The sequence below is a fragment of the Neorhizobium sp. JUb45 genome, assembly GCF_004343585.1.
In the GTDB taxonomy this organism is placed as follows: domain Bacteria; phylum Pseudomonadota; class Alphaproteobacteria; order Rhizobiales; family Rhizobiaceae; genus Neorhizobium.
Genome location: NZ_SLYW01000002.1, coordinates 891,909 through 911,690, shown reverse-complemented (window position 1 = coordinate 911,690; position 19,782 = coordinate 891,909). Strand labels below are relative to the sequence as shown.

At 58.7% G+C, this 19,782-nt stretch carries 20 protein-coding genes, 2 tRNA genes and 1 pseudogene; 11 read left to right on the top strand and 12 right to left on the bottom strand.

Translation table 11 applies throughout. The features are described 5' to 3' along the window. Positions 1 to 29 precede the first annotated feature (29 nt). Positions 30 to 1,247, bottom strand: a complete 1,218-nt coding sequence (locus EDF70_RS11300; RefSeq protein ID WP_132273402.1) for a deoxyguanosinetriphosphate triphosphohydrolase — start codon at positions 1,245 to 1,247, stop codon at positions 30 to 32. A gap of 145 nt (positions 1,248 to 1,392) precedes the next feature. On the opposite strand from EDF70_RS11300, the gene erpA reads away from it, so the two are divergent. After that, positions 1,393 to 1,722: an iron-sulfur cluster insertion protein ErpA gene (gene erpA, locus EDF70_RS11295; RefSeq protein WP_132273401.1), complete on the top strand. Its 330-nt coding sequence runs from the start codon at positions 1,393 to 1,395 to the stop codon at positions 1,720 to 1,722. 78 nt (positions 1,723 to 1,800) lie between these two features. Further along, on the top strand, positions 1,801 to 2,589 hold the full coding sequence (gene xth / locus EDF70_RS11290; protein WP_132273400.1) for an exodeoxyribonuclease III: 789 nt from the start codon (positions 1,801 to 1,803) through the stop codon (positions 2,587 to 2,589). Between the two features lie 48 nt (positions 2,590 to 2,637). Here the strand turns inward: xth and exoR are convergent, their stop codons facing one another. The 4 genes from exoR to EDF70_RS11270 all read right to left on the bottom strand — a co-directional run bounded on the left by exoR (position 2,638) and on the right by EDF70_RS11270 (position 8,544). Then, the gene (gene exoR / locus EDF70_RS11285; protein WP_132273399.1) at positions 2,638 to 3,432 is read right to left on the bottom strand and encodes an exopolysaccharide production regulator ExoR; all 795 of its coding nucleotides are present in this window, start codon (positions 3,430 to 3,432) and stop codon (positions 2,638 to 2,640) included. A 3-nt stretch (positions 3,433 to 3,435) separates the two neighbouring features. After that, positions 3,436 to 3,768, bottom strand: coding sequence for a hypothetical protein (locus tag EDF70_RS11280; RefSeq protein ID WP_132273398.1), 333 nt, complete (start codon positions 3,766 to 3,768; stop codon positions 3,436 to 3,438). 249 nt (positions 3,769 to 4,017) lie between these two features. After that, positions 4,018 to 5,298, bottom strand: coding sequence for an OmpP1/FadL family transporter (locus EDF70_RS11275; protein ID WP_132273397.1), 1,281 nt, complete (start codon positions 5,296 to 5,298; stop codon positions 4,018 to 4,020). A gap of 330 nt (positions 5,299 to 5,628) precedes the next feature. Then, on the bottom strand, positions 5,629 to 8,544 hold the full coding sequence (locus EDF70_RS11270; protein WP_132273396.1) for a valine--tRNA ligase: 2,916 nt from the start codon (positions 8,542 to 8,544) through the stop codon (positions 5,629 to 5,631). A gap of 95 nt (positions 8,545 to 8,639) precedes the next feature. Here EDF70_RS11270 and EDF70_RS30320 point away from each other — a divergent pair. Next, positions 8,640 to 8,882 (top strand): annotated as a pseudogene (locus EDF70_RS30320) (hypothetical protein). Positions 8,883 to 8,940: 58 nt separating this feature from the next. On the opposite strand, the gene EDF70_RS11265 reads toward EDF70_RS30320, so the two are convergent. Both EDF70_RS11265 and EDF70_RS11260 read right to left on the bottom strand, forming a co-directional pair. Then, a complete protein-coding gene (locus EDF70_RS11265; protein WP_132273395.1) occupies positions 8,941 to 9,837 on the bottom strand; it encodes a DUF2497 domain-containing protein in 897 nt (298 codons plus the stop codon). 159 nt (positions 9,838 to 9,996) lie between these two features. After that, complete coding sequence (locus EDF70_RS11260) at positions 9,997 to 10,644, bottom strand: protein-L-isoaspartate O-methyltransferase (RefSeq protein WP_132273394.1); 648 nt, start codon at positions 10,642 to 10,644, stop codon at positions 9,997 to 9,999. Positions 10,645 to 10,921: 277 nt separating this feature from the next. Here EDF70_RS11260 and EDF70_RS11255 point away from each other — a divergent pair, with 277 nt between their 5' ends. Both EDF70_RS11255 and EDF70_RS11250 read left to right on the top strand, forming a co-directional pair. After that, the gene (locus tag EDF70_RS11255) at positions 10,922 to 11,215 is read left to right on the top strand and encodes a hypothetical protein (protein WP_132273393.1); all 294 of its coding nucleotides are present in this window, start codon (positions 10,922 to 10,924) and stop codon (positions 11,213 to 11,215) included. 333 nt (positions 11,216 to 11,548) lie between these two features. Then, a tRNA-Cys gene (locus EDF70_RS11250) sits at positions 11,549 to 11,622 on the top strand. Between the two features lie 185 nt (positions 11,623 to 11,807). On the opposite strand, the gene EDF70_RS11245 is transcribed toward EDF70_RS11250, so the two are convergent. Further along, on the bottom strand, positions 11,808 to 12,083 hold the full coding sequence (locus EDF70_RS11245; RefSeq protein WP_132273392.1) for a hypothetical protein: 276 nt from the start codon (positions 12,081 to 12,083) through the stop codon (positions 11,808 to 11,810). A 171-nt stretch (positions 12,084 to 12,254) separates the two neighbouring features. Here EDF70_RS11245 and EDF70_RS29985 point away from each other — a divergent pair, with 171 nt between their 5' ends. Further along, positions 12,255 to 12,401, top strand: coding sequence for a hypothetical protein (locus tag EDF70_RS29985; RefSeq protein WP_165931991.1), 147 nt, complete (start codon positions 12,255 to 12,257; stop codon positions 12,399 to 12,401). A 287-nt stretch (positions 12,402 to 12,688) separates the two neighbouring features. Here the strand turns inward: EDF70_RS29985 and EDF70_RS11240 are convergent, their stop codons facing one another. After that, positions 12,689 to 12,970, bottom strand: a complete 282-nt coding sequence (locus EDF70_RS11240; protein WP_132273391.1) for a hypothetical protein — start codon at positions 12,968 to 12,970, stop codon at positions 12,689 to 12,691. 525 nt (positions 12,971 to 13,495) lie between these two features. Here EDF70_RS11240 and EDF70_RS11235 point away from each other — a divergent pair. Then, complete coding sequence (locus EDF70_RS11235; RefSeq protein WP_132273390.1) at positions 13,496 to 14,140, top strand: exopolysaccharide biosynthesis protein; 645 nt, start codon at positions 13,496 to 13,498, stop codon at positions 14,138 to 14,140. A 74-nt stretch (positions 14,141 to 14,214) separates the two neighbouring features. On the opposite strand, the gene EDF70_RS11230 is transcribed toward EDF70_RS11235, so the two are convergent. Continuing rightward, the gene (locus EDF70_RS11230; RefSeq protein WP_132273389.1) at positions 14,215 to 14,502 is read right to left on the bottom strand and encodes a hypothetical protein; all 288 of its coding nucleotides are present in this window, start codon (positions 14,500 to 14,502) and stop codon (positions 14,215 to 14,217) included. Between the two features lie 148 nt (positions 14,503 to 14,650). Between EDF70_RS11230 and EDF70_RS11225 the strand changes: the two genes are divergently transcribed. Next, a tRNA-Asn gene (locus EDF70_RS11225) sits at positions 14,651 to 14,725 on the top strand. Positions 14,726 to 14,943: 218 nt separating this feature from the next. Here EDF70_RS11225 and EDF70_RS11220 read toward each other — a convergent pair. Together EDF70_RS11220 and EDF70_RS11215 are read right to left on the bottom strand one after the other, a co-directional pair. After that, a complete protein-coding gene (locus EDF70_RS11220; RefSeq protein ID WP_132273388.1) occupies positions 14,944 to 15,192 on the bottom strand; it encodes a hypothetical protein in 249 nt (82 codons plus the stop codon). A 150-nt stretch (positions 15,193 to 15,342) separates the two neighbouring features. Continuing rightward, positions 15,343 to 15,786, bottom strand: a complete 444-nt coding sequence (locus EDF70_RS11215; RefSeq protein ID WP_165931990.1) for a MarR family winged helix-turn-helix transcriptional regulator — start codon at positions 15,784 to 15,786, stop codon at positions 15,343 to 15,345. 315 nt (positions 15,787 to 16,101) lie between these two features. On the opposite strand from EDF70_RS11215, the gene EDF70_RS11210 reads away from it, so the two are divergent. The 3 genes from EDF70_RS11210 to EDF70_RS11200 are packed head-to-tail and all read left to right on the top strand — an operon-like array spanning position 16,102 to position 19,745. Next, complete coding sequence (locus EDF70_RS11210; protein ID WP_132273386.1) at positions 16,102 to 16,647, top strand: sorbitol dehydrogenase family protein; 546 nt, start codon at positions 16,102 to 16,104, stop codon at positions 16,645 to 16,647. A 27-nt stretch (positions 16,648 to 16,674) separates the two neighbouring features. Then, positions 16,675 to 18,309 carry a GMC family oxidoreductase gene (locus EDF70_RS11205; protein ID WP_132273385.1) on the top strand — a complete coding sequence of 545 codons (1,635 nt, stop codon included), beginning with the start codon at positions 16,675 to 16,677 and terminating at the stop codon, positions 18,307 to 18,309. A gap of 2 nt (positions 18,310 to 18,311) precedes the next feature. Then, complete coding sequence (locus EDF70_RS11200) at positions 18,312 to 19,745, top strand: cytochrome c (RefSeq protein ID WP_132273384.1); 1,434 nt, start codon at positions 18,312 to 18,314, stop codon at positions 19,743 to 19,745. Positions 19,746 to 19,782: the final 37 nt, after the last annotated feature.

Here is a 19,782-nt window from a genome sequence, read left to right as displayed (position 1 = left end):
CCGCGATAGTGGTTCATGTGGCGGGGTGCCTAACGCAATTCGGGAGTGCGGTCAAACAGGCGCTGGTGGGCTTTGACGGCATAGGTGTCGGTCATGCCGGCCAGATAATCGCCGACATGGCGCGCCCTCGCCGCCTCGCTGAGGTTGGGCATCTGACTGACCCAGTAATGGCTCTGCATCTCCTGCGGCGCCGCCATATAGGCGCGAAAAAGGTCGCAGACGATCTCGGCGGCACCGGCGCGGATGCGCATGATATCCGGGTGGCGATAGATACGGCTGAACAACAGTTTCTTGATCTGCCGGTCGGTCTCGGCCATCTCTGTGGAAAAGGTGGCGATCGCAAGATCGGCGCTGCGAATATCCGCCGCACTCTGCGGCTGCAGATTTGCCAGCCGCTCCTGCGCCACGCCGATGACGTCCTCGACCATGTGGGTGATCTGCCGGCGCATGATCTCGTGAGCGAACCGGCTCGTCTCGAGGTTCGGGTAACGGTCGCGCACCTCGCGCATCATGGCAGCCAGAAACGGCACGTCCTCCAGCATGTCCAACGTCAGGAAGCCGGACCGCAAGCCGTCATCGATGTCATGAGTATTGTAGGCGATATCGTCGGCAATCGCCGCCACCTGCGCCTCAAGACTGGCAAAGCTGGCGATTTCCAAATCGTGGATCTCGCAATAATCAAGGATCGGTTGCGGCACCGGGCCCTTGATACCCTCGCCCGCCTTGGTCATCATCGGGCCATTGTGCTTGACCAGTCCCTCAAGGCTCTCCCAGGTCAGGTTCAGCCCGTCGAAATCCGCATAACGACGCTCCAGCTTGGTGACGATGCGCAGCGACTGGGCATTGTGGTCGAAACCGCCATAGGGTTTCAGCATCTCGTCGAGCGCATCTTCGCCGGTATGACCGAAAGGTGTGTGGCCGAAGTCGTGAACAAGCGCCACACCTTCCGCGAGATCCTCATCCACTTTCAGGGCACGCGCCAAGGCGCGGGCAATCTGCGCCACCTCTATCGTATGGGTCAGCCGGGTGCGATAATGATCACCGTCGACGCCGATGAAGACCTGTGTCTTGTGTTTGAGTCGACGAAACGCCGTGGTATGGACGATGCGGTCGCGGTCGCGCTGAAATTCCGAGCGCGTCAGGCTGCCGGTTTCGGGAAAAAGCCGGCCACGGGATGTCCACGGATCGGCGGCGAAAATCGCCCTCTCCCCGCTTCCAAACCCCAGACTGCGTGTATCGATCGTCATTCAAAAGCCTTCCAACACGGCACGAAGCAGTAAACGCATCAACGAAGCATTGACGTGTCATTTAACCCTTCATACCTATAGTGCAACAAGCTGTAATGCTGATGATGACAATCTCGCCGGACCTTTAATCCGGAAGGAGCCCGAAATGCAGAACGATGTCACCCTTTCCGATGCAGCCGCCAAGCGCATCGCCCAGATCGTCAGCGCCGATGCCGGCAAGCAGGCGCTGCGCGTTTCCGTGGAAGGCGGCGGCTGTTCCGGCTTTTCCTACAAGTTCGATCTGGTCGAAGATCAGCTGGACGACGACTTCGTGATCGCCAAGGGCGACGCCAAGGTGCTGGTCGACAGCCTTTCGCTCGTCTACATGGCCGGTTCGGAGATCGATTTCGTCGACAACCTGCTCGGCCAGTCATTTCAGATCAAGAATCCGAATGCCGTCGCAAGCTGTGGATGCGGCACGAGTTTCGCCATCTGACTGGCTTCTGAAAGTCTTTTCCCTTCCAATGCGCGGGCCTTGCGATAAAAAGGCCCGAACGGAAGGAAGATCTGGCCCATGAAAATCGCGACCTGGAACATCAACGGAGTCAAGGCACGTATCGACAACCTGCGCGCATGGCTGACCGAATCTGCTCCTGACATCGCCTGCCTTCAGGAAATCAAATCCGTCGATGAAGGGTTTCCGCGTCTGGAAATCGAGGCGCTCGGTTATCACGTCGAAACCCATGGCCAGAAGGGTTTCAACGGCGTCGCGATCCTGTCCAAGATCAAGCCTGACGAAGTCATCCGTGGCCTGCCCGGCGATGATGGCGACGAGCAGTCGCGTTACATCGAGGCGGTGTTTTCGGTTCCAACGGGGGCCATCCGCGTCGCGTCGATCTATCTGCCGAACGGCAACGCGTCCGACGATCCGGTCAAATATCCTTACAAGCTCGCCTGGATGGAGCGCCTGCGTCTGCACGCTGCCGATCTGCTGAAGCTGGAAGAGCCGTTGATTCTGGCCGGTGACTACAATGTCATCCCCGAACCGCACGACTGTTTTGATCCGGCCGCCTGGGCCACCGACGCGTTGTTCCTGCCGCAGACCCGCGCTGCTTTCCGACGCCTCGAAGCGCTCGGCCTGACAGACGCCGTGCGCGCTACCACCGATGCCGTGAAACTCTATACGTTCTGGGATTATCAGGCCGGCGCCTGGCAGAAGAATAACGGCATCCGCATCGACCATCTGCTTCTGTCGCCGGAAGCCAGCGACTGCCTGAAATCGACAACGATCGAGAAGAGCACGCGCGCCTGGGAAAAACCTTCCGACCACGTGCCGGTATCAGCCGAATTCGATTTCGGCTGATAGGCCATTAAAGGCAAAAGCGGACGGATTTCCTGAAAAATAGAGGCCTCAGTCGCCGCTGCGCTCAAGATTTTGAGCCAGGGCGACGGCATTGCGGCGGTCGTTTTCCGTGGACAGGGAGAACGCGTCTTCCTGCAGCTGCTGCATCCACGGGCAATCCTTCTTGCTGCAGCGATCAAGCGCTGCCGTCATGAAAGCGAGGCCGCGCAGTGTCTGGCCTTCATCGAAGAGGACATTGCCGAACACTGCCATGGCACCGGCATGGCCGCTCTTGCGGGCCTGATTGAGCCACTTCTTGGCCTGCTGCACGTCGGCACGGCCGCCCTCGCCTGCCAGCATCATACGGGCAAGCCGGAACTGCGCCTCGGCCACACCGAATGCGGATGCGGCTTGGAAATACAATTGGCGGGCCTGATAGAGGTCGGCCTTCACAGGCGTTCCAGCAATCCCTTCGCGATAATAGCCGGCCAGCGAAAGCAGAGCATTGACGAAGAAACCGGTATCTTCCGAGCCTGGCTCTACGCCCTGGCTGGCGATATCGCTATAGATCTTGAAAGCCTCGAAATCGTTCTGCACCACGCCGTCGCCATAGGCATACATGTTGGCCAGCGCCCAGCGCGAGCCGGTATGGCCCTTTTCGGCGGCATAACGATAGGCTTCGACAGCATCCTTCTTCTGACCGTTCTTGTAGGCCTTGAAGCCGAACTTGAAGAGATCGAAAGGACCTGATTCCTTGTTGACGCCGGCATTGATGTCGAACGCGAAGGCCGGCACTGCCGCCGTCGACGCAAGAACGAGCCCGATGAAAAGAGCCCTCAGAGAGCGTGTATCAGTCTTCAGCATGGGTCAGACTTCTTCCACCGTGCTGATTTTCGCACGCAGCGAAATTCCGCGCTGCTTTAAAGCGGCGGCTGCACCCAAAGCGGGTCCACAGTCCCATCCCATGCTCATGCCGATACTCCAATACACACTCTGGCCCCTTTGCCCGGGATAGCTACGGTCTTCATCAACCGGCACCTTCCAGGGGAGCTGCAATGCTGTTCGATCGGCAAAACAATAATCATGGTTTTCGGCAAGACTGCGGCCCTGAACCGCATTAGCAAGCATTAAAATGCCCCCACGGCGCGCAGATGCCTGCAAGCCTTGATTCAATGGCATTTCTTTCGAATAACCGCCCATGTTTCCCCGACTACGAGCCCCGCCCCCGAGGTCCGTGAATTCCGTTGCAACTATCGCTGCGCTCTGTTTGTGGCGGGAAATGGACAAATTCCACCACAAAGATGCTGACGATGATCGTCGCAGACAGATGTTGCCAAATCGTCACATTTATACGAGTGATCGCGATTATCTGTCAGCATTTTTTTCACATAAAAAAGGCCCGGCAACGCGCCGAGCCTTTCATTCTTTTCAGACCGATAAGTCCCAGTTTTAGAACTTTACTTTAAGCGAGGTCGAAACAGCGGCAACAAGATCGTTGTCGAAGTCATAGATTGCTTCGTTGCCATAGGTCGCGCCGTTGATCTGAATGGGACCGGAACTGCCGCTGGTCATGATACCCAGCACACCACCGAGCTTGATTTCGACATGCTCTGTCGGCGCGTAGGATACGCCTGCACCGACTAGCCAAGTGTCGGTCTGAGCCATATAGCCGGTCGAGGTGCCGCGATCCCAAGTCAGGCTGACAGCGCCACTCCACTGATCGTTGAACTTGTGGCCAATACCTCCCGTAATCGTCCAGCCATCCTGGTACCCCAGATCAAGCGATGTCACCCGCGCGCCATTGGCGGCATAAAACGGGATTGTCTGGAGCTGGCTCCAGTCGACCCATTTGACCGAACCGAAGGCAAGCCAGTCCGGCGCGATGCCAGACTGAACCTTCAATTCGACCGAATCGGGCATCGCCGTCGATCCGGTCACAGGGATGACAGTTCCAGCACCGGGCACAATGCTGCCAAGCAGGGGGCTTCCGAGTGCAGCCGGCACTCCCCTCAAGTCTACGGCTCCCGTGATGTCATCCAGCTTTACTTCGCTGTAATACATCAAGCTCGCGCGCAACGCGTATTCGGGAATTTCGTAGGCAACACCGGCCCGCCAACCCCAGCCGTCGCCCTCGAGGTCGAGGCGTCCAACACCTGAACCAGAGAGGCCCAACGTCGAAAGAGGAGGCAGACTGAACAATTCCGGAGCGACAACGAGACGCTCTTTGAACCCGTCCATCTTCAGATAGTTGCCGCCGCCGATAACGCGAAACTGTCCGGGTCCCATATCAAAACGATAGGAACAGGTCAGCGCGTAACTATGGCTATTGACCTTCGTTTCGATATTCTGGTTGGCACCAGCCCAACGTGCCCCCGGATTTGTATGGGCACCAAATGGCTGCGAGTAATCGAACATGCAGTCAGCAGCATCGCCGATGCCAGCCTTGATACCGATGCGCGGCGACCAATAATCGTCCGTTTCATCGGCTGAGTTGGAATAACCGAGCGTATTCAGCGGACCATCGCCGGCGACCGTATCGCGGACATTTTTAACCTTACGATTTGGCATAACGAAGGTAGCCGTTGTCTCCGCAGCCACTGAAGACGGATCGAAAAGCAAATCGATATTATAACCACCTCGTTCAAGGCCGCTCGCAAAAGCAGGTGCCTGCACGGCCAGCAAACCGCTGGCAGCAAGAACGATCGTGGCAGTTTTTTTATTGAACGTCATGAGAACCCGCTCCTCCCAGCAAGTGATGGGAATCAGTGTGATGCAGTCTCTGCCAAATAACAACTTTCCGTGACATTAGGAATATCGCCGCTTACGCCCAAAAATTGACGTAAGCTTTTCAACAGAGCGCCATATCGACACATTCTGCGGAATTTAGTTTTAACATTCAGCAAATTTCACCTGTTACGTTAGAATGATTTCACGCAACCAAAGGTGGACGTGTCATTGCGGCAACAGAATGCTCATTTCACGCCTTCCATGGAACGCAAAAGGCGCGCTGCCTGGCAGCGCGCCTTTTTTCACTCAAAACCAAGGGGTTGCTGAACCGACTCAGTCAGCCTCGTTCAAACGCTGCAACGCCGTCAGCAGGCTCGCACGCTGCATCTCAAGCTCGGCCAGACGCTCGCGTTCCGCTGCAACCACTTCCGGATCTGCATTGGCGACAAACTTCTCGTTGGACAGCTTGCCCTTGGCGCGGGCGATATCTGCATCGACCTTGCCAAGCGTCTTTTCGATCCGTGCGCGTTCCGCAGCAAAGTCGATCAGGCTGCCAAGCGGCAGGCAGGCGGTCGCCTCGCCGATCACGACCTGTGCAGCGCCCTTCGGCGCCGCGTCCGCCAGCGAAATGGCATCAACACGCGCCAGACGACGGATCGCGGCATCATGGCGCTGCAGGCGGCCCTGTGTCAGCTCGCTCGCACCGACCATGATCAGCGGAGCGGTTGCCGACGGCGGCACGTTCATTTCCGAACGGGCCGAGCGCAGACCGGTAACGAGATCGACCAGCCAGTTGATTTCGGCGGCCGCAGTTGCATCGGCAAATTCCGGCGCCGGCCAGTCCGTGTGGCACAGCAAGTTGTCGCGGCTGTCGGTATGCGCCCACAGCTCTTCCGTCATGAACGGCATGAACGGGTGCAGCAGCTTGTAGATCTCTTCGAGAACATAAGCGGCGCAACCCTGCGCTTCCTTCTTGGCGGCTTCGTCTTCGCCCATGAAAATGGGCTTCAGAAGCTCGAGATACCAGTCGCAGAACTGGTTCCAGACAAAACGGTAGAGCGAAGATGCTGCCTCGTTGAAGCGGTGCGATTCGATCGCCTCGGTGACGTCACGGATGGTGATGCCGAGTTCGGTCAGGATCCAGCGGTTGATCGTCAACGTCGTGGCGTCCGGAATGAAATGCGGATCGCGCTTGACGCCGTTCATCTCGGCAAAACGCGTCGCGTTCCACAGCTTGGTGCCAAAATTGCGGTAACCAGCGATACGGGCCGGGTCCAGTTTCACGTCACGACCCTGCGCCGCCATGATGGCCAGCGTGAAGCGCAGTGCATCGGCACCGTATTCGTCGATCAGTTCCAGCGGATCGATGACGTTGCCCTTGGACTTAGACATCTTCTGGCCGTTCTTGTCGCGAACCAGCGCGTGAACATAAACCGTGTTGAACGGCTCGACCGCATTGCCTTCTTCATCCTTCATGAAGTGCAGGCCCATCATCATCATGCGGGCAACCCAGAAGAAGATAATGTCGAAACCGGTTACGAGCGTGTTGGTCGGGTAATAACGCGCCAGTTCCGGCGTGTTATCCGGCCAGCCGAGCGTCGAGAACGGCCAAAGCGCCGACGAGAACCATGTATCGAGAACATCTTCGTCGCGCGTCAGGATCGAACCCGGCTCGTAGTTTTCGAGCTTTTCCTGAACCCAGGCCTTCCACGGACCTTCATGCGCCAGATAATGCTGAACGGCGGCGTCGAGCGCCTCTTCCTCTGATTTTTCGACGAAGCACTGGCCATCCGGGCCATACCAGGCCGGGATCTGATGGCCCCACCAGAGCTGGCGCGAGATGCACCACGGCTCGATGTTTTCCATCCATTCAAAGTAGGTCTTTTCCCAGTTCTTCGGGACAAAGTTGGTGCGGCCTTCGCGAACAGAGGCGATCGCCGGCTCGGCCAGCGTCTTGGCGTCGGCAAACCACTGGTCGGTCAGCATCGGCTCGATGACGACGCCGGAGCGGTCGCCGAACGGCTGCGTGATCTTCTTCTTCTCGACGTAGGGAATATCGTTGTCTTCGGCATCCTTGACCGTGACGGCAAGGCCTTCGGCATTGATAGCCTCGATGATTTTCGCACGCGCGACCATGCGGTCGAGACCGCGATATTCTTCCGGAACGAGATTGATCTCGTCGACATCGCTTTCGCTTGGCAGTTCGCCGGACTTGGCGATTTCGAGCGCCTTGGCCGCGTAAACGGCATAAGCCTCGCCATCGTCACGCATGGATGCGGTCGTGTCCATCAGACGATAGAGCGGGATCCTGTTGCGCTTGGCGACCTGATAGTCGTTGAAATCATGCGCGCCGGTGATCTTGACCGCACCCGAACCGAAATCCGGCTCGGGATATTCGTCAGCAATAATCGGGATCAGGCGGCGATGTTCTTTCGGGCCAACCGGGATTTCGCAGAACTTTCCAACGATCGGCGCATAACGCTCGTCGGACGGATGAACGGCAACCGCGCCATCGCCCAGCATGGTTTCCGGGCGCGTGGTGGCGATCGAGATATAATTGCGCTCCTCGGACAGGGTTACATTACCGTCGGCGTCCTTCTCGACATAGGTATAGGTCTCGCCGCCGGCCAGCGGGTATTTGAAGTGCCACATATGGCCGTCGACATCCTTGGATTCGACTTCAAGATCGGAAATCGCCGTCTCGAATTTCGGGTCCCAGTTGACCAGACGCTTGCCGCGATAGATCAGGCCCTGTTTGTAGAGCGTGACGAAAACCTCGAGAACGGCCTTGGAAAGCCCCTCATCCATGGTGAAACGTTCGCGCGACCAGTCACAGGAAGCGCCAAGACGCTTCAGCTGGTTGAAGATCAGGCCGCCTGATTCTTCCTTCCATTCCCAGACCTTGTCGACAAAGGCCTCGCGGCCCATCTCGCGACGCCCCGGCAGCTGGCGCTCCATCAACTGGCGCTCGACAACCATCTGCGTGGCGATGCCGGCATGGTCCATACCCGGCTGCCACAACACGTCCTTGCCGCGCATGCGCTCGAAGCGGACCATGATGTCCTGCAGCGTGTTGTTGAGCGCATGGCCCATGTGCAGCGAACCGGTGACATTCGGCGGCGGGATGACGATGGTGAAGGTTTCCGCGCCCGGCTTGGCATTGGCACCGGCACGAAAGGCATTCGCCTCGTCCCAGGCGGTTGCGATCTTTGGTTCGACGGCGGCGGAATCGAAGGTTTTATCGAGCATTTCCTGACCCGTTTTTCTTTTATGAATGAGATGGTGCGGTGTTAGAGCGGTTCATTGTTAAATGGAATCGGTTCTGTTGGCTCAAACGGAGTTGGATGGTCGCATGGCCGGCGCGCGTCGTAGCCAAAGCATACGGCCAAGCCGGCCATGCGATCAGCCGGCCCGTTTCAGCCAACCCGTAAGGGCCGGGCATCTTTCCGCCGGGATCAGCGGCGATCGGCTCGCACGTACCCGGTGGTATGCCCTTCGCCAATCGCCTCTGCCCCGACGAAAACCTGCTCCGGCAGAACCGGTTCCATTTAACAATGAACCGCTCTAAAGAGATGGGGTACCGATAGTCAATAAAAAAGCCGCCCCGTCACCGGAGCGGCCATATTGAATGGCAGGTGCGGCGGATTAACGACGCGGGCCGCGGGCCACGCGCTCGATTTCCTCGCGCACAAGACGCTCGACCAGCGTCGGCAGATTGTCGTCCAGCCATTCCTGCAGCATCGGACGCAGCATGTCCTGCGCGATTTCCTCGACAGACTGCTGATTGAAACCGTCAAGCATGTCGGCCAGTTCGCCAAACGAGCGGGCAACCTGGGCGCCTGCTTCCGCCGACATCAGGTTGGCGGCTGCCTCGATCTTTGCCGGCAGGCTTTCGGCCTTCGGCTCGATAAACGGCTTTTCCGCCTTGGGCTCGGATGCGGGCGCAGGCTCGGCAAAGGTGATTTCCGGCATGGTCGGTTCGACAGCAGACTCCACGATGCGAGGCATCCTTTCAGGTTCGGCGGAAGCTTCATTCGGGTTGAAACCGGCAACACCGAGTTCCGGAATGGGCGGCAGAACGGGACGCGGCAAAGGCCGCGGTGCCGACGAGGCAACCGTCTGTACCGGTGCATGCGCGGCGGGCTGGTCGTCCGACTTCACGGTTTCCCGAGGGGTTTCAGTCGGCACTTCCGGCGCACGACCGGACGCGGCGCGAACGCGCGCGGCAACGTCGGCCAGCGAAAGCGACCGTTCCGGCACCGGTTGAGCAGGCGCGGAAGGTTCGGCGGAGAAATCGAGGGCCTGCGGCGCGGGCCTGGCGGACACAGTCTCGTGAGCAGGGATACCCGGATCGTTCGCAGCCATTTCCGGCACGAAAGCGATATCGCCGGCATCGTCCGTCACGCGATCATCATCGCGATAATCGGCGAAGTCGCGCGGTGTGGCACCCTCGGCCACAGGCTCGTTGCTTTCGATGATCCGGCGAATGGACGCCAGGATCTCTTCCATGGAGGGTTCACGCGCTACGCTTGGCTGAGCCATACTCTTCCCCGATCTGACGGTTCACGATCCCGAGCCTCAGATTACGCGAGGACGAATCACCGGCATTTTAACGGGAAAGCCCGCCTCGAAACAATCGAAGGCGGGCAAGTCATGCTGCGCGTGCACAGATTTGTTCAGCGCTTGCGCGCCGACAATTGATCAGAAAACGAACTCTTTCGCCTTCAGGAAACCCGGCAGCGGACGGATGGAGGAGTTGAACTGCGGGGTTGCAGAAACACCGCCGCTTTCCTTGGTGAACAGGGTGGCGAAGGCAGAATTGCCGTGGCCGACAACGGCGATCAGGCGACCGCCATCGCGCAACTGTTCAAACAGCGCCGCCGGCACTTCTTCGACAGCGCCGCTGATGAAGATCATGTCATAGGGGCTTTCGGCATGATGGCCCTTTGCCATGTCGCCGGCCGCCACTTCGACATTGTCATAACCGGCAAGCGAAGCCTTGGCCTGCTCTACCAGCACCGCGTCGCTATCGATGGTGACTACACTGCCGGCCAGGTGCGAAAGCAGGGCCGCCGTGTAGCCGGTGCAACAGCCGATCTCGAGCACGGCATCTTCGCGGGTGATGGCTGCCATCTGCAAAAGCTTGGCAAGAGGCGAAGCGGCCAGCACATAACGGCCCGACGCCACTTCAATGTCATTGTCGATATAGGAGATCGGCTTGACGGCATCCGGCACGAAAGCTTCACGCGGAACGGCGAGAAACGCCTTGAGAACCGAGTGGGACGTCACATCGGTCGTACGGATCTGGTTATCCACCATGGTGATCCGCGCTTTTTCGTAATCGGTCATGCTTCTGCGCCTCATAAAAGCGGTCCAACTGATCCCCGTATTACTGACGGTGCAGACGGCTTTCAAGCCAATGGTGCGTGGCGGAGCAGAAAAACTCGCCCAATGTGCCTGAACACCACCGCCACCCTCGATCCGACGGTCGCGCGCAAAAGCATATGCCACGCCGTAACAAAGCCCGGCGATGGCACGCCCCGTCGGCATTAACGTAAAATTCACTATGCGCTGGACGGCCACTCAACTTTATGGCGATAGGATGTCATGTTTTCAGGAGATAGAAATGCCAGACGCCGCAGCCCTTCGCGAAAGTTTAGACACAGTAGCGCATCTCAATAATTTCTGGTCGGTGCGTGATGATGGCTCACCGGTCAAGTTCGTCGACATGATCACCGAGTGTCGGCATCACAACAATATTGCCTATATTTCGCTTGGCTCGGCGATCATGGACCTGAATGGATCGCCAATCGTGGAGGTTGCCAGCCGCCTGCGGTTCGATCTCGGCACCGCGAGAAACCTGCACACCATGCTCGGCACGATGATTGCCGAAATGCTGCGGACCGAAGGGAAGACCTAAGCCACGGCCCTATCCGGCGCTGCAGACTATTCTTTCTTTTACTCACATTCTACCTATTGCCGCCATGACCCCGTGAGGGCGGACATGCGAACACGGGGCCGCCACCGGTTTTCGGTGCGGGCCGCCAACCGCACAACGCGAACCAGCTGACAGGCAAAGTAATCCGGGATGCGTGTCATAATGGTGCAGATATCGAAAATCCTGCGTCAAAGCCGAACCGGTGGCGCGCGTGACTGCAACATGAAAAAAGGATGGATGTTCAGAATGAAGGGGCTTGCGCGCCCCATAGATTCGTTCTAAACGCCCCTCACCGCACGCTTTTATCTACCGGATGGCCTCGTGGCGGAGTGGTGACGCAGAGGACTGCAAATCCTTGCACCCGAGTTCGATTCTCGGCGAGGCCTCCAACATTTTCTCAATAAAAATCAAATAGATACCCCTCTCGGGGCGCTCGATGCGAGACATCGTGCGTTACAGGCGTGCTGCAAGCCGGATTCATTCCCGACGACAGTCGCCCTATTAAAAGAACCTGCCCTGCTGCCCATAAAAAAACCGCCCGAAGGCGGCTTTCATTGCAGGCACATACGGGTGCTTATTTCTTGCCGCCGGCTGGCCGCGTTTTGCTGCCGCGGTTGTTGTTCGCGCCTGTGGTCTTGGCGTCGTAGCCCTGGCCGTTATTCGTTCCGCCAAGCTGGCCGCCCGCGCTGGTATTGGCGATCTGTCGCTGTGCTCTCTTGAGAAGCAGGGCCGCATCGGTCTTTTTCATGATTTTCTTTCGGGTCGCCGGAAATGAAAAAAGGCCGGGCGAAACCGCACCGACCTTCCTCATCGTCGCTTCGAACACCGGTGCCAGTACATCCGTGGTCAAAGGCTAAAAGCGACAGCGGCAATTGCGAACTCCGAAAGTTTCGGTGCTCATCAGCAATGCCGATACAAACACATAGACGCTCAATGTGTTCACAAGAAGTCGCTGCCGTCGTATTTTAAAGAATTGCGATTGGCGCTTCGTTACCGCGCATGCGCATCCCATATAGGATGAATGGAAATCAACCACGCGCGCGCCGCCGCCATCCTTGTGCTCATCACCCTCGCCATCTTCGTGTCCGTCTTTGCGACCGAACGATGGATGACCGGCAGGACCGGTGAGATCGACACACATTCGAGCATAACAGAGCCGCCGAAGTGAAGATTTGCGGACAGAACGGCTGCATGTGGTAAAACCCACCTCTCACCGAAAGAACCGATCACCGCATCGAGGCGGGCCTTCCAGTGATCCTGCGGTTTCCCCTGTCCTTTCAGACATGCGGCAGGCATCGCGATTCGAAATGCCACTGGACGCATACGGCCGCTTCTGGCAAAAGCGCCGCAGAACGCGACTGCCGTTAGCTTTAGAACGGGGTCGGGCGACCGATTGACGTCACGTTGCTGCCGCGAGATCACGCAGGCCGTTCTAAATTCTCCTTCGACATTCGATCACGCCGGCCAGTAATTGTCCGAGGCGAAATCGGCCGGGATCTTTACAAAACGCGCGATCGCCTGTGCGGCATACTCGATCTGCATGCGCAGATAGCGGATTTCGATTGGCATCGGCGTACCAGTCGCCAGTTCCCGTACCCGCCAGTCGTCGTAACCGCTGGCATGGATGCGCCGTTCCGCCTCCTTGCGCACATCCTCGGATGTTGGCCGACCGGCCCTGCCCGCTTCATTCGCAGCAAATCTGCCCTTGCCGCCCTCGATCACCATAAATTTCACCATGCCTGCCGCCTTTCCAGTCTGGCGCCCTTGATGAAAAACAAGTGTGGACCCGCTTTCTTGAGCGATCCTGACCATCGGCACTGTCGAAAACCATCGAAGAAAAATCACACGAACACGCGCTCTGGCAGGCAGTCATCAAATCTGCTAACATAACCGTGTGCTGAAGGGCTGAGGAGACCGACGGCACCGCATTGCGCCCTGCGATGCGTGGACCGGGAGGAGCATTTGCGGCGGATCAATGCCGCACCCCCTCCCTGAGGTAAGCTTGTCATGCGGTAAGAGGAGAAACCGTCATGCACTATCTTGAATTTGTCACCGCCATTAATCCGTTTGTACTCGGCGTGCTTGCGCTGGTCATTTGTGTCGGCATGTACGATCATTTCGTGGCGCATAAATAAGACTTCCGCTCGGCGCTCTACCGGCCAGCCTGAATGACGGTTCGCCCGCCGGCGAGCCGCGAGGTCGGTTTTCGCTTGGCATCAAAGCTGCTAGACACATCACAACCGCATCAACACGGAGGTGAATGTGCAGCAATCGGTCGAATTCGAAGATACCTCGCGCTCCCTGACGGAGACTTTGCAGGCGCTTGTCAGCGGCATACGTGGTCAGTCGATCACGCTGCGTGAGCTGATGGATGCCGTCGGCGAGCAGGGGCTTTTGCTGCTGTGCGCCATCGCCTCCCTGCCCTTCCTCATTCCCGTCTCCATTCCGGGCGTCAGCACCGTGTTCGGCGCCGCCATCATCTTGGTCGGCATCGCCGTGTGCATGAACCGCCTGCCCTGGCTGCCAAGACGCATTCTCGACCGCAAGCTCGACACAGCCAAACTGGTGCCGGCGCTGGAACGCGGTATCGGCATCGTCGGGAAGTTCGACCGTTTCGTCAAACCGCGCATGACGCAGCTGACCGGCAGCACCATTGCCAACCGCATCAATGCGCTGGCCATCACGGTCGGCGGCATTCTTCTGATGTTCCCGCTCGGCCTCATTCCATTTTCCAACACGCTGCCGGCAGTCGCCATCCTGCTTCTGGCGGTGGGCATGATCCAGCGTGATGGTCTGGTCGTGCTTGGCGGCTATGCATTTCTCGTCGGCACGAAAATCTATTTCGCCGCGCTCGCCTATGCCGCCTTCAGCGCCGGCCAGGGATTGATGTCGGTCTTCAGTTCGTAAGGACAAAAGTCCGGACGCAAAACGCAGAATCAAATCGCCCGCGAAAATCTCAGAATTTTCGCGGGCGATTCTGTTTATCGGGCATCGCGGGCACGCCGACGCGCCCACCAGACGGCAAAACGCCTCCGCTTGCGTCTGACGAAGGCAATATCGGCGGAAAGAACGAGAAGGCCGAGCGGCACCATCCAGAATCCGAGTATGGGCAGAAAACCGAGGCAGCCGCAGATGACCAGCAGGATGCCCAATGCCATGCGACCGTAGCGAGAACGCGGCATAGGAAGGCGAAAGCGCCCAAGCATCAGCTTTCCGTCCTTTGGATCGATCCCGAACCCGGACCTTTTTTCCTCGTCAGTCGCAGCCATCTGGCCTCCATTTTGGTCGATATTTTCAGGCGCGAAGTGGGAAGTCGCAGTGGATAAAACAAGTTCCTTCATTTTTTTGCAAAAAAGCGCTTGGCAAATGGCTCAAGCGTTTGTATTACCCCGCTCACCGCCGCGGCGACGCGGTTTTTCCCTGGTAGCTCAGCGGTAGAGCATTCGACTGTTAATCGACAGGTCGCCGGTTCGAATCCGGCCCGGGGAGCCAAATTAAAAGACAAACGCCTGCTTTCGTTGAGAAATCCGAAAGCGGGCGTTTTCTTTTCTGCTATACGGACTATCGCCGTGTGCAGGCATTTATCCCCGTTAATCAGAACCGAGCGTTTTCAGTCCGCCCTCAGCGATCAGGCTGTTTCGAGAGACGGCAAGGTCACGTCTTCCTGCCATCGAAATCGAATCGTCTGCACAGACATTCGTCCGAATGTTTCAGGTGATCCGCATGAGGAGGGATTTGATCCGTTCAGATTCGGGCAGAGCCGGCGCCTGATCGAGTTTTGTGCGCGAACGGTACTTCGTGTCGGAAGCATACCAATCGATCAGCCCTGACGCCACATCGAGCGCCTCGGCATCGGTCTTGTCGACGCCGTTCTCTTCGCACCATGCGGTATGGAAGCGATCGATCTCTTCCAGATCATCGGAAGACAATACGGTCGACGAAACTCTATTGGAAAGCATAACTGATCTCCGCGCGCTCACGCGTCATTGTTTGCGCATAACGGCAGCGGAATCATTTTGTTCCTGATTCGAAAAACACGAAGGCTGAAACGTCAGCACAGTTCGACGGTTTGAATGACCTTCGTCGGCATCAGCCCGACACGGAACACGTCAGGCTTTCTCCTCCAGAATCGCACTGAAGGCCTTCATGTCTTCCAGAAAATTCTGAAACCGCTCTTTTCCCATGGCCGAATGGATACGGCTTCTGGCCTTGAGCGCCGCCTCATGCACCGTCTGCAACACCTGTTCGCCCTCGGGCGTGATGAACAGCAGGCGCGCGCGCCTGTCCTTGCTGTCGACTTCGCGCCGGATCAAACCCTCGTTTTCGAGAATCTCGACGCATTTTGTCACCGACGAGCGGTCGAGTGCGATGCGTTCACCAAGCATGTTCTGCTGAATGCCCGGTTCGATATAGGTGAATGCCAGCGCGCTATATTGGGTTGGGGAAAACCCGAATTCCGACGCCTCTTCCGTAAACAGAGCAAGCGCCACCTGCTGGCAGCGCCGCAAGAGTATCCCATGGGTATTCAGCATATGCTCGGCGGTCACGATCACGGAAAACGTCTCCCTGCGACAGATTGACATACGTCAACTGGTGGCGTAACTGATCATCAGCTATCCAACTAATTTGGCGCGGTGGAGGACTGCGCTGTCTCGCGACAGCGTCAACAGGTCCGCTCGCGCTTTTTTTCGTGACTTCCGCATGCCCGAAATCCGTCAGCATTTTCCAGTCTCCGGACGCCAGGCGCTCAGCGCCACGGTGAAGAGCGCGACCTTGCCCGACATTTTTCGCCGATGCAACGCACCGGCCGTGCCGAAAACCCTTTTCCCGCAGGCAACAGCCTCGCTTTCTTCATGGACAGGAAAACGATGACGAGACAGTCGAACGATCCCAACGGCAAGCTGATGATGTCGCGCCGCGGCATGCTGCTCAGCGGCGCCACCCTTCTTGCCGGCAGCATGGCGGCTTCGCTCTGTCCCGGCATGGCGCTGGCGGCGGTCGATGCCGGCGCGCAGAGCCGCTTCATGCAGCTCTCCAATCTGCTGATCGACCATCGGCTTAACCCCGATGTCGGCGCCCGCATCGCCGAGACGGCGACAGGCCAATACACGAATTTTGCCGGCATGCTTGATGCCATCATCGCCATTGCCGAAAAGAAGCAGGCAAAGACGGTCGAAGAGTTTTTTGGTGACATCCCCGAAGGCGAGCTGAAGGACTTTGCCCACTGGGTGATTTTTGCCTGGTACAGCGGCTGTTCGTCGGAAAAGCGCGATGCCAAGGTTTTCACCTATGAAGAGGCGCTGACCTTCAAGACCACCAGCGACGTGGTCACCATCCCCTCCTACGGCATTTCCGGCCCGAACCTGTGGACACGCCCCAACGTGCCGCTGTCGGCCCCGATGCCGCGCTTCTGACGAACCCCATTTAAAAGAAGTTTTCCCATGGTTACCAAGAACAGTGCCGACGTCGTTATCGTCGGAACGGGCGTGGTCGGCGTCGTGATCGCCGAACAGCTGCTCGATGCAGGCCATTCCGTGCTGATGATCGAGGCCGGCCCGCGCGTCTCGCGCGCCGAAGTCGTCGAGAACTGGCGCAACGCGCCGCTCGGCGTCAAGGGCGATACATCCGTCGCCTATCCGCCCCGCCCCTGGGCGCCGCATCCGACTGGCGCGGAAAAGCCGGAAAATGCCTATCTGCAATTCACCGGCCCCGATGCCTACGACCAGACCTTCATCCGATATGCGGGTGGCTCGACCTGGCACTGGGCAGGCACGTCCTGGCGCCTGACGCCGGAAGATATGCGCCTGAACTCGCTTTACGGCGTTGGCCGCGACTGGGCTTTCGACTACGACACGCTCGAGCCCTATTACGTCCGCACCGAACACAAGCTCGGCATCTGCGGCCCCTCCGACAGGGCGCAGCAATGGCCGCAGACCGGTGCCCGCTCGGCTGACTATCCGATGCCGGCCCTGCCATTTTCTCCGGGCGAGGTGCGTTTCACCGACGTCGTGAAGACGCTCGGCTACAACAACATCCCCGTCTCGCAGGCGCGCAATAGCGGCATGCCCTATGATGGCCGCCCGGCCTGCTGTGCCAACAACAACTGCGTACCGGTCTGTCCGGTCGCGGCAAAATACGATGCCGAAACGGCGCTGCACCGCCTGGAAAAGAAAGGCGTCACCCTTCTCGTCGATTCGGTCGTCTACCAGGTCGAAACGAACGCCCAGAACAAGATCGAAGCCGTCAGCTATTACGACCAGCACAAGCAGAGCCACCGGATCACCGGCAAACTGTTCGTGCTCGCCTGCAACGGCCTTGAAAACCCGAAACTGCTGCTGATGTCGAAGGACGACCGCAACCCGAACGGTGTTGCCAATTCGTCCGATCAGGTCGGCCGCAACATGATGGACCATCCGGCCCGCTCGTTTACGGTCACCACCAAGGATCCGTACTGGTCCGGCGTCGGCCCGGTCGTCAATTCCGGCATCATGCAAACGTCGCAAGGCTCGTTCCGCTCGGAGCATGCCGGCGCCTATTTCCGCTATAATAACTTTGCCCGCAACCGCTTCGTCACCTTCGCGGCGCTGAAAAAGGGCCTCGTCGGCAAGGCACTTGATGAGGAAATCCGCCGCATGACCGCCTGCACGGCGGATATCGTCGCCGCGCACGAAATCCTTGCGGACCCGAACAACCGCCTGACACTCTCCGACAAGAAGGACTGGCTCGGCCTGCCCAAGCCATCGATCCACTACGACGTCGGTGATTACGTTCGTAAATCCTGGGAAGCCTATTCGCAGCCGATCGGCAAGCAGATCGCCGAGGCCATGGGTGCCGTCGACATCAAGATCAGCCCCAAATTCAACAACAGCAAGCACATCATGGGCGGAACCATCATGGGCAAGGACGCCTCGAACTCGGTCGTTGACGTGGATTGCCGGTCGCATGACCACGAAAACCTGTTCATTCCGGGCGGCGGCGCAATGGCAGCCGGCGCATGCGGCAACAGCACCATCACCATGGTCGCCCTCGCCCTCAAGGCCGGCGACGCCATTGTCGACCAGATGCGGGGTGCATGATCATGAAGACCATCACGTCCTTTGCCCTCGCCGCACCGCTGGCGCTGGTTGCCCTTGCTCCGGTCACGGCTTCCGCCCAGGAATTTTCCAAGGAATTGATCGACAAGGGCCGCTATCTGGCGACCGCGTCGGACTGCGTCGCCTGTCACACCAACCATGCCGGCGGCAAGCCGATGGCCGGTGGCCTGCCGATGTCGTCGCCGGTCGGCACGATCATGTCGACCAACATCACGCCGTCGAAGCAGTTCGGCATCGGCAACTATACCGAAGCCCAGTTCGCCGACGCGGTGCGCAAGGGTGTTCGCGGCGATGGCGCCAACCTCTATCCGGCCATGCCCTATGTCTCCTATTCCAACATGACGGATGAGGATATCCACGCGCTCTACGCCTATTTCATGCAGGGCGTGCAGCCGGTGGACGAAAAGGCGCCGGAAACCAGTCTGCCATTTCCGATGAACATCCGCGCCTCGATGATGGGCTGGAACATGCTGTTCCGTCCGAACGAGATGCACAAGGATGATCCGGCGCAGTCGGCCGAGTGGAACCGCGGGCGCTACCTTGCGGAAGGTGCCGCCCATTGCAGCACCTGCCACACGCCGCGTGGCGCCCTCATGCAGGAGCAGAAAGACCTGAACCTCACGGGCAGCCAGATCGGCCCGTGGTTCGCGCCTGACATCACCAATGACAAGGTGCACGGCATCGGCACATGGACACAGGAAGAACTGGTCACCTACCTGAAGACTGGACGGCTCGATCACCGCGCTCAGGCGGCCGGCAGCATGGCGGAAGCCATCAGCTATTCGTTCCAGCACCTCACTGATCCCGATCTCAACGCTATCGCCACCTATGTGCGCAGCGTGCCCTCCGCCAATGCCACCCAGGCATCCGCACCGACACGCTTCGATCAGGGCAAGGCCGGCAACGAACTCGCCGCCTTCCGTGGCAGGAACTATGCCGAAGGCATCAAGGGCGATCAGGCAGGTGCCGCACTCTACACCGCCAACTGCGCCTCCTGCCACGGCTACAATGCGCAAGGCACGACGGACGGTTATTATCCGAGCCTGTTCCACAATGCGGCGACGGCCGGCGACAACCCGACGAACGTCATCGCCGCCATCCTCTACGGCGTCGATCGCCACACCAAGGGCGGCCACGTGTTCATGCCGCCTTTCGGCGACCAGCCGAACACCGTCAATGCGCTCAGCAATGTCGAGGTCGCCTCGCTGTCGAACTTCCTCCTCAAGGACTATGGCAATGCGAAGCTGACCGTGACGCCGGAGGACGTGCAGGTGATCCGTCAGGGCGGCCCCAGCTCGCAGCTGGTGCTGTTTGCACGTATCGGCATGGGTGCCGGCGCTGCTGCGGCGTTGATCGTGCTGGGTGCCGCCGTATGGCTCTTCCGCCGCAAGCGGGCACAAACGCAAACCGCCGCGTAATCGCGGCGGCATTGCGTTCAAAATTGAAAGCCGCCCT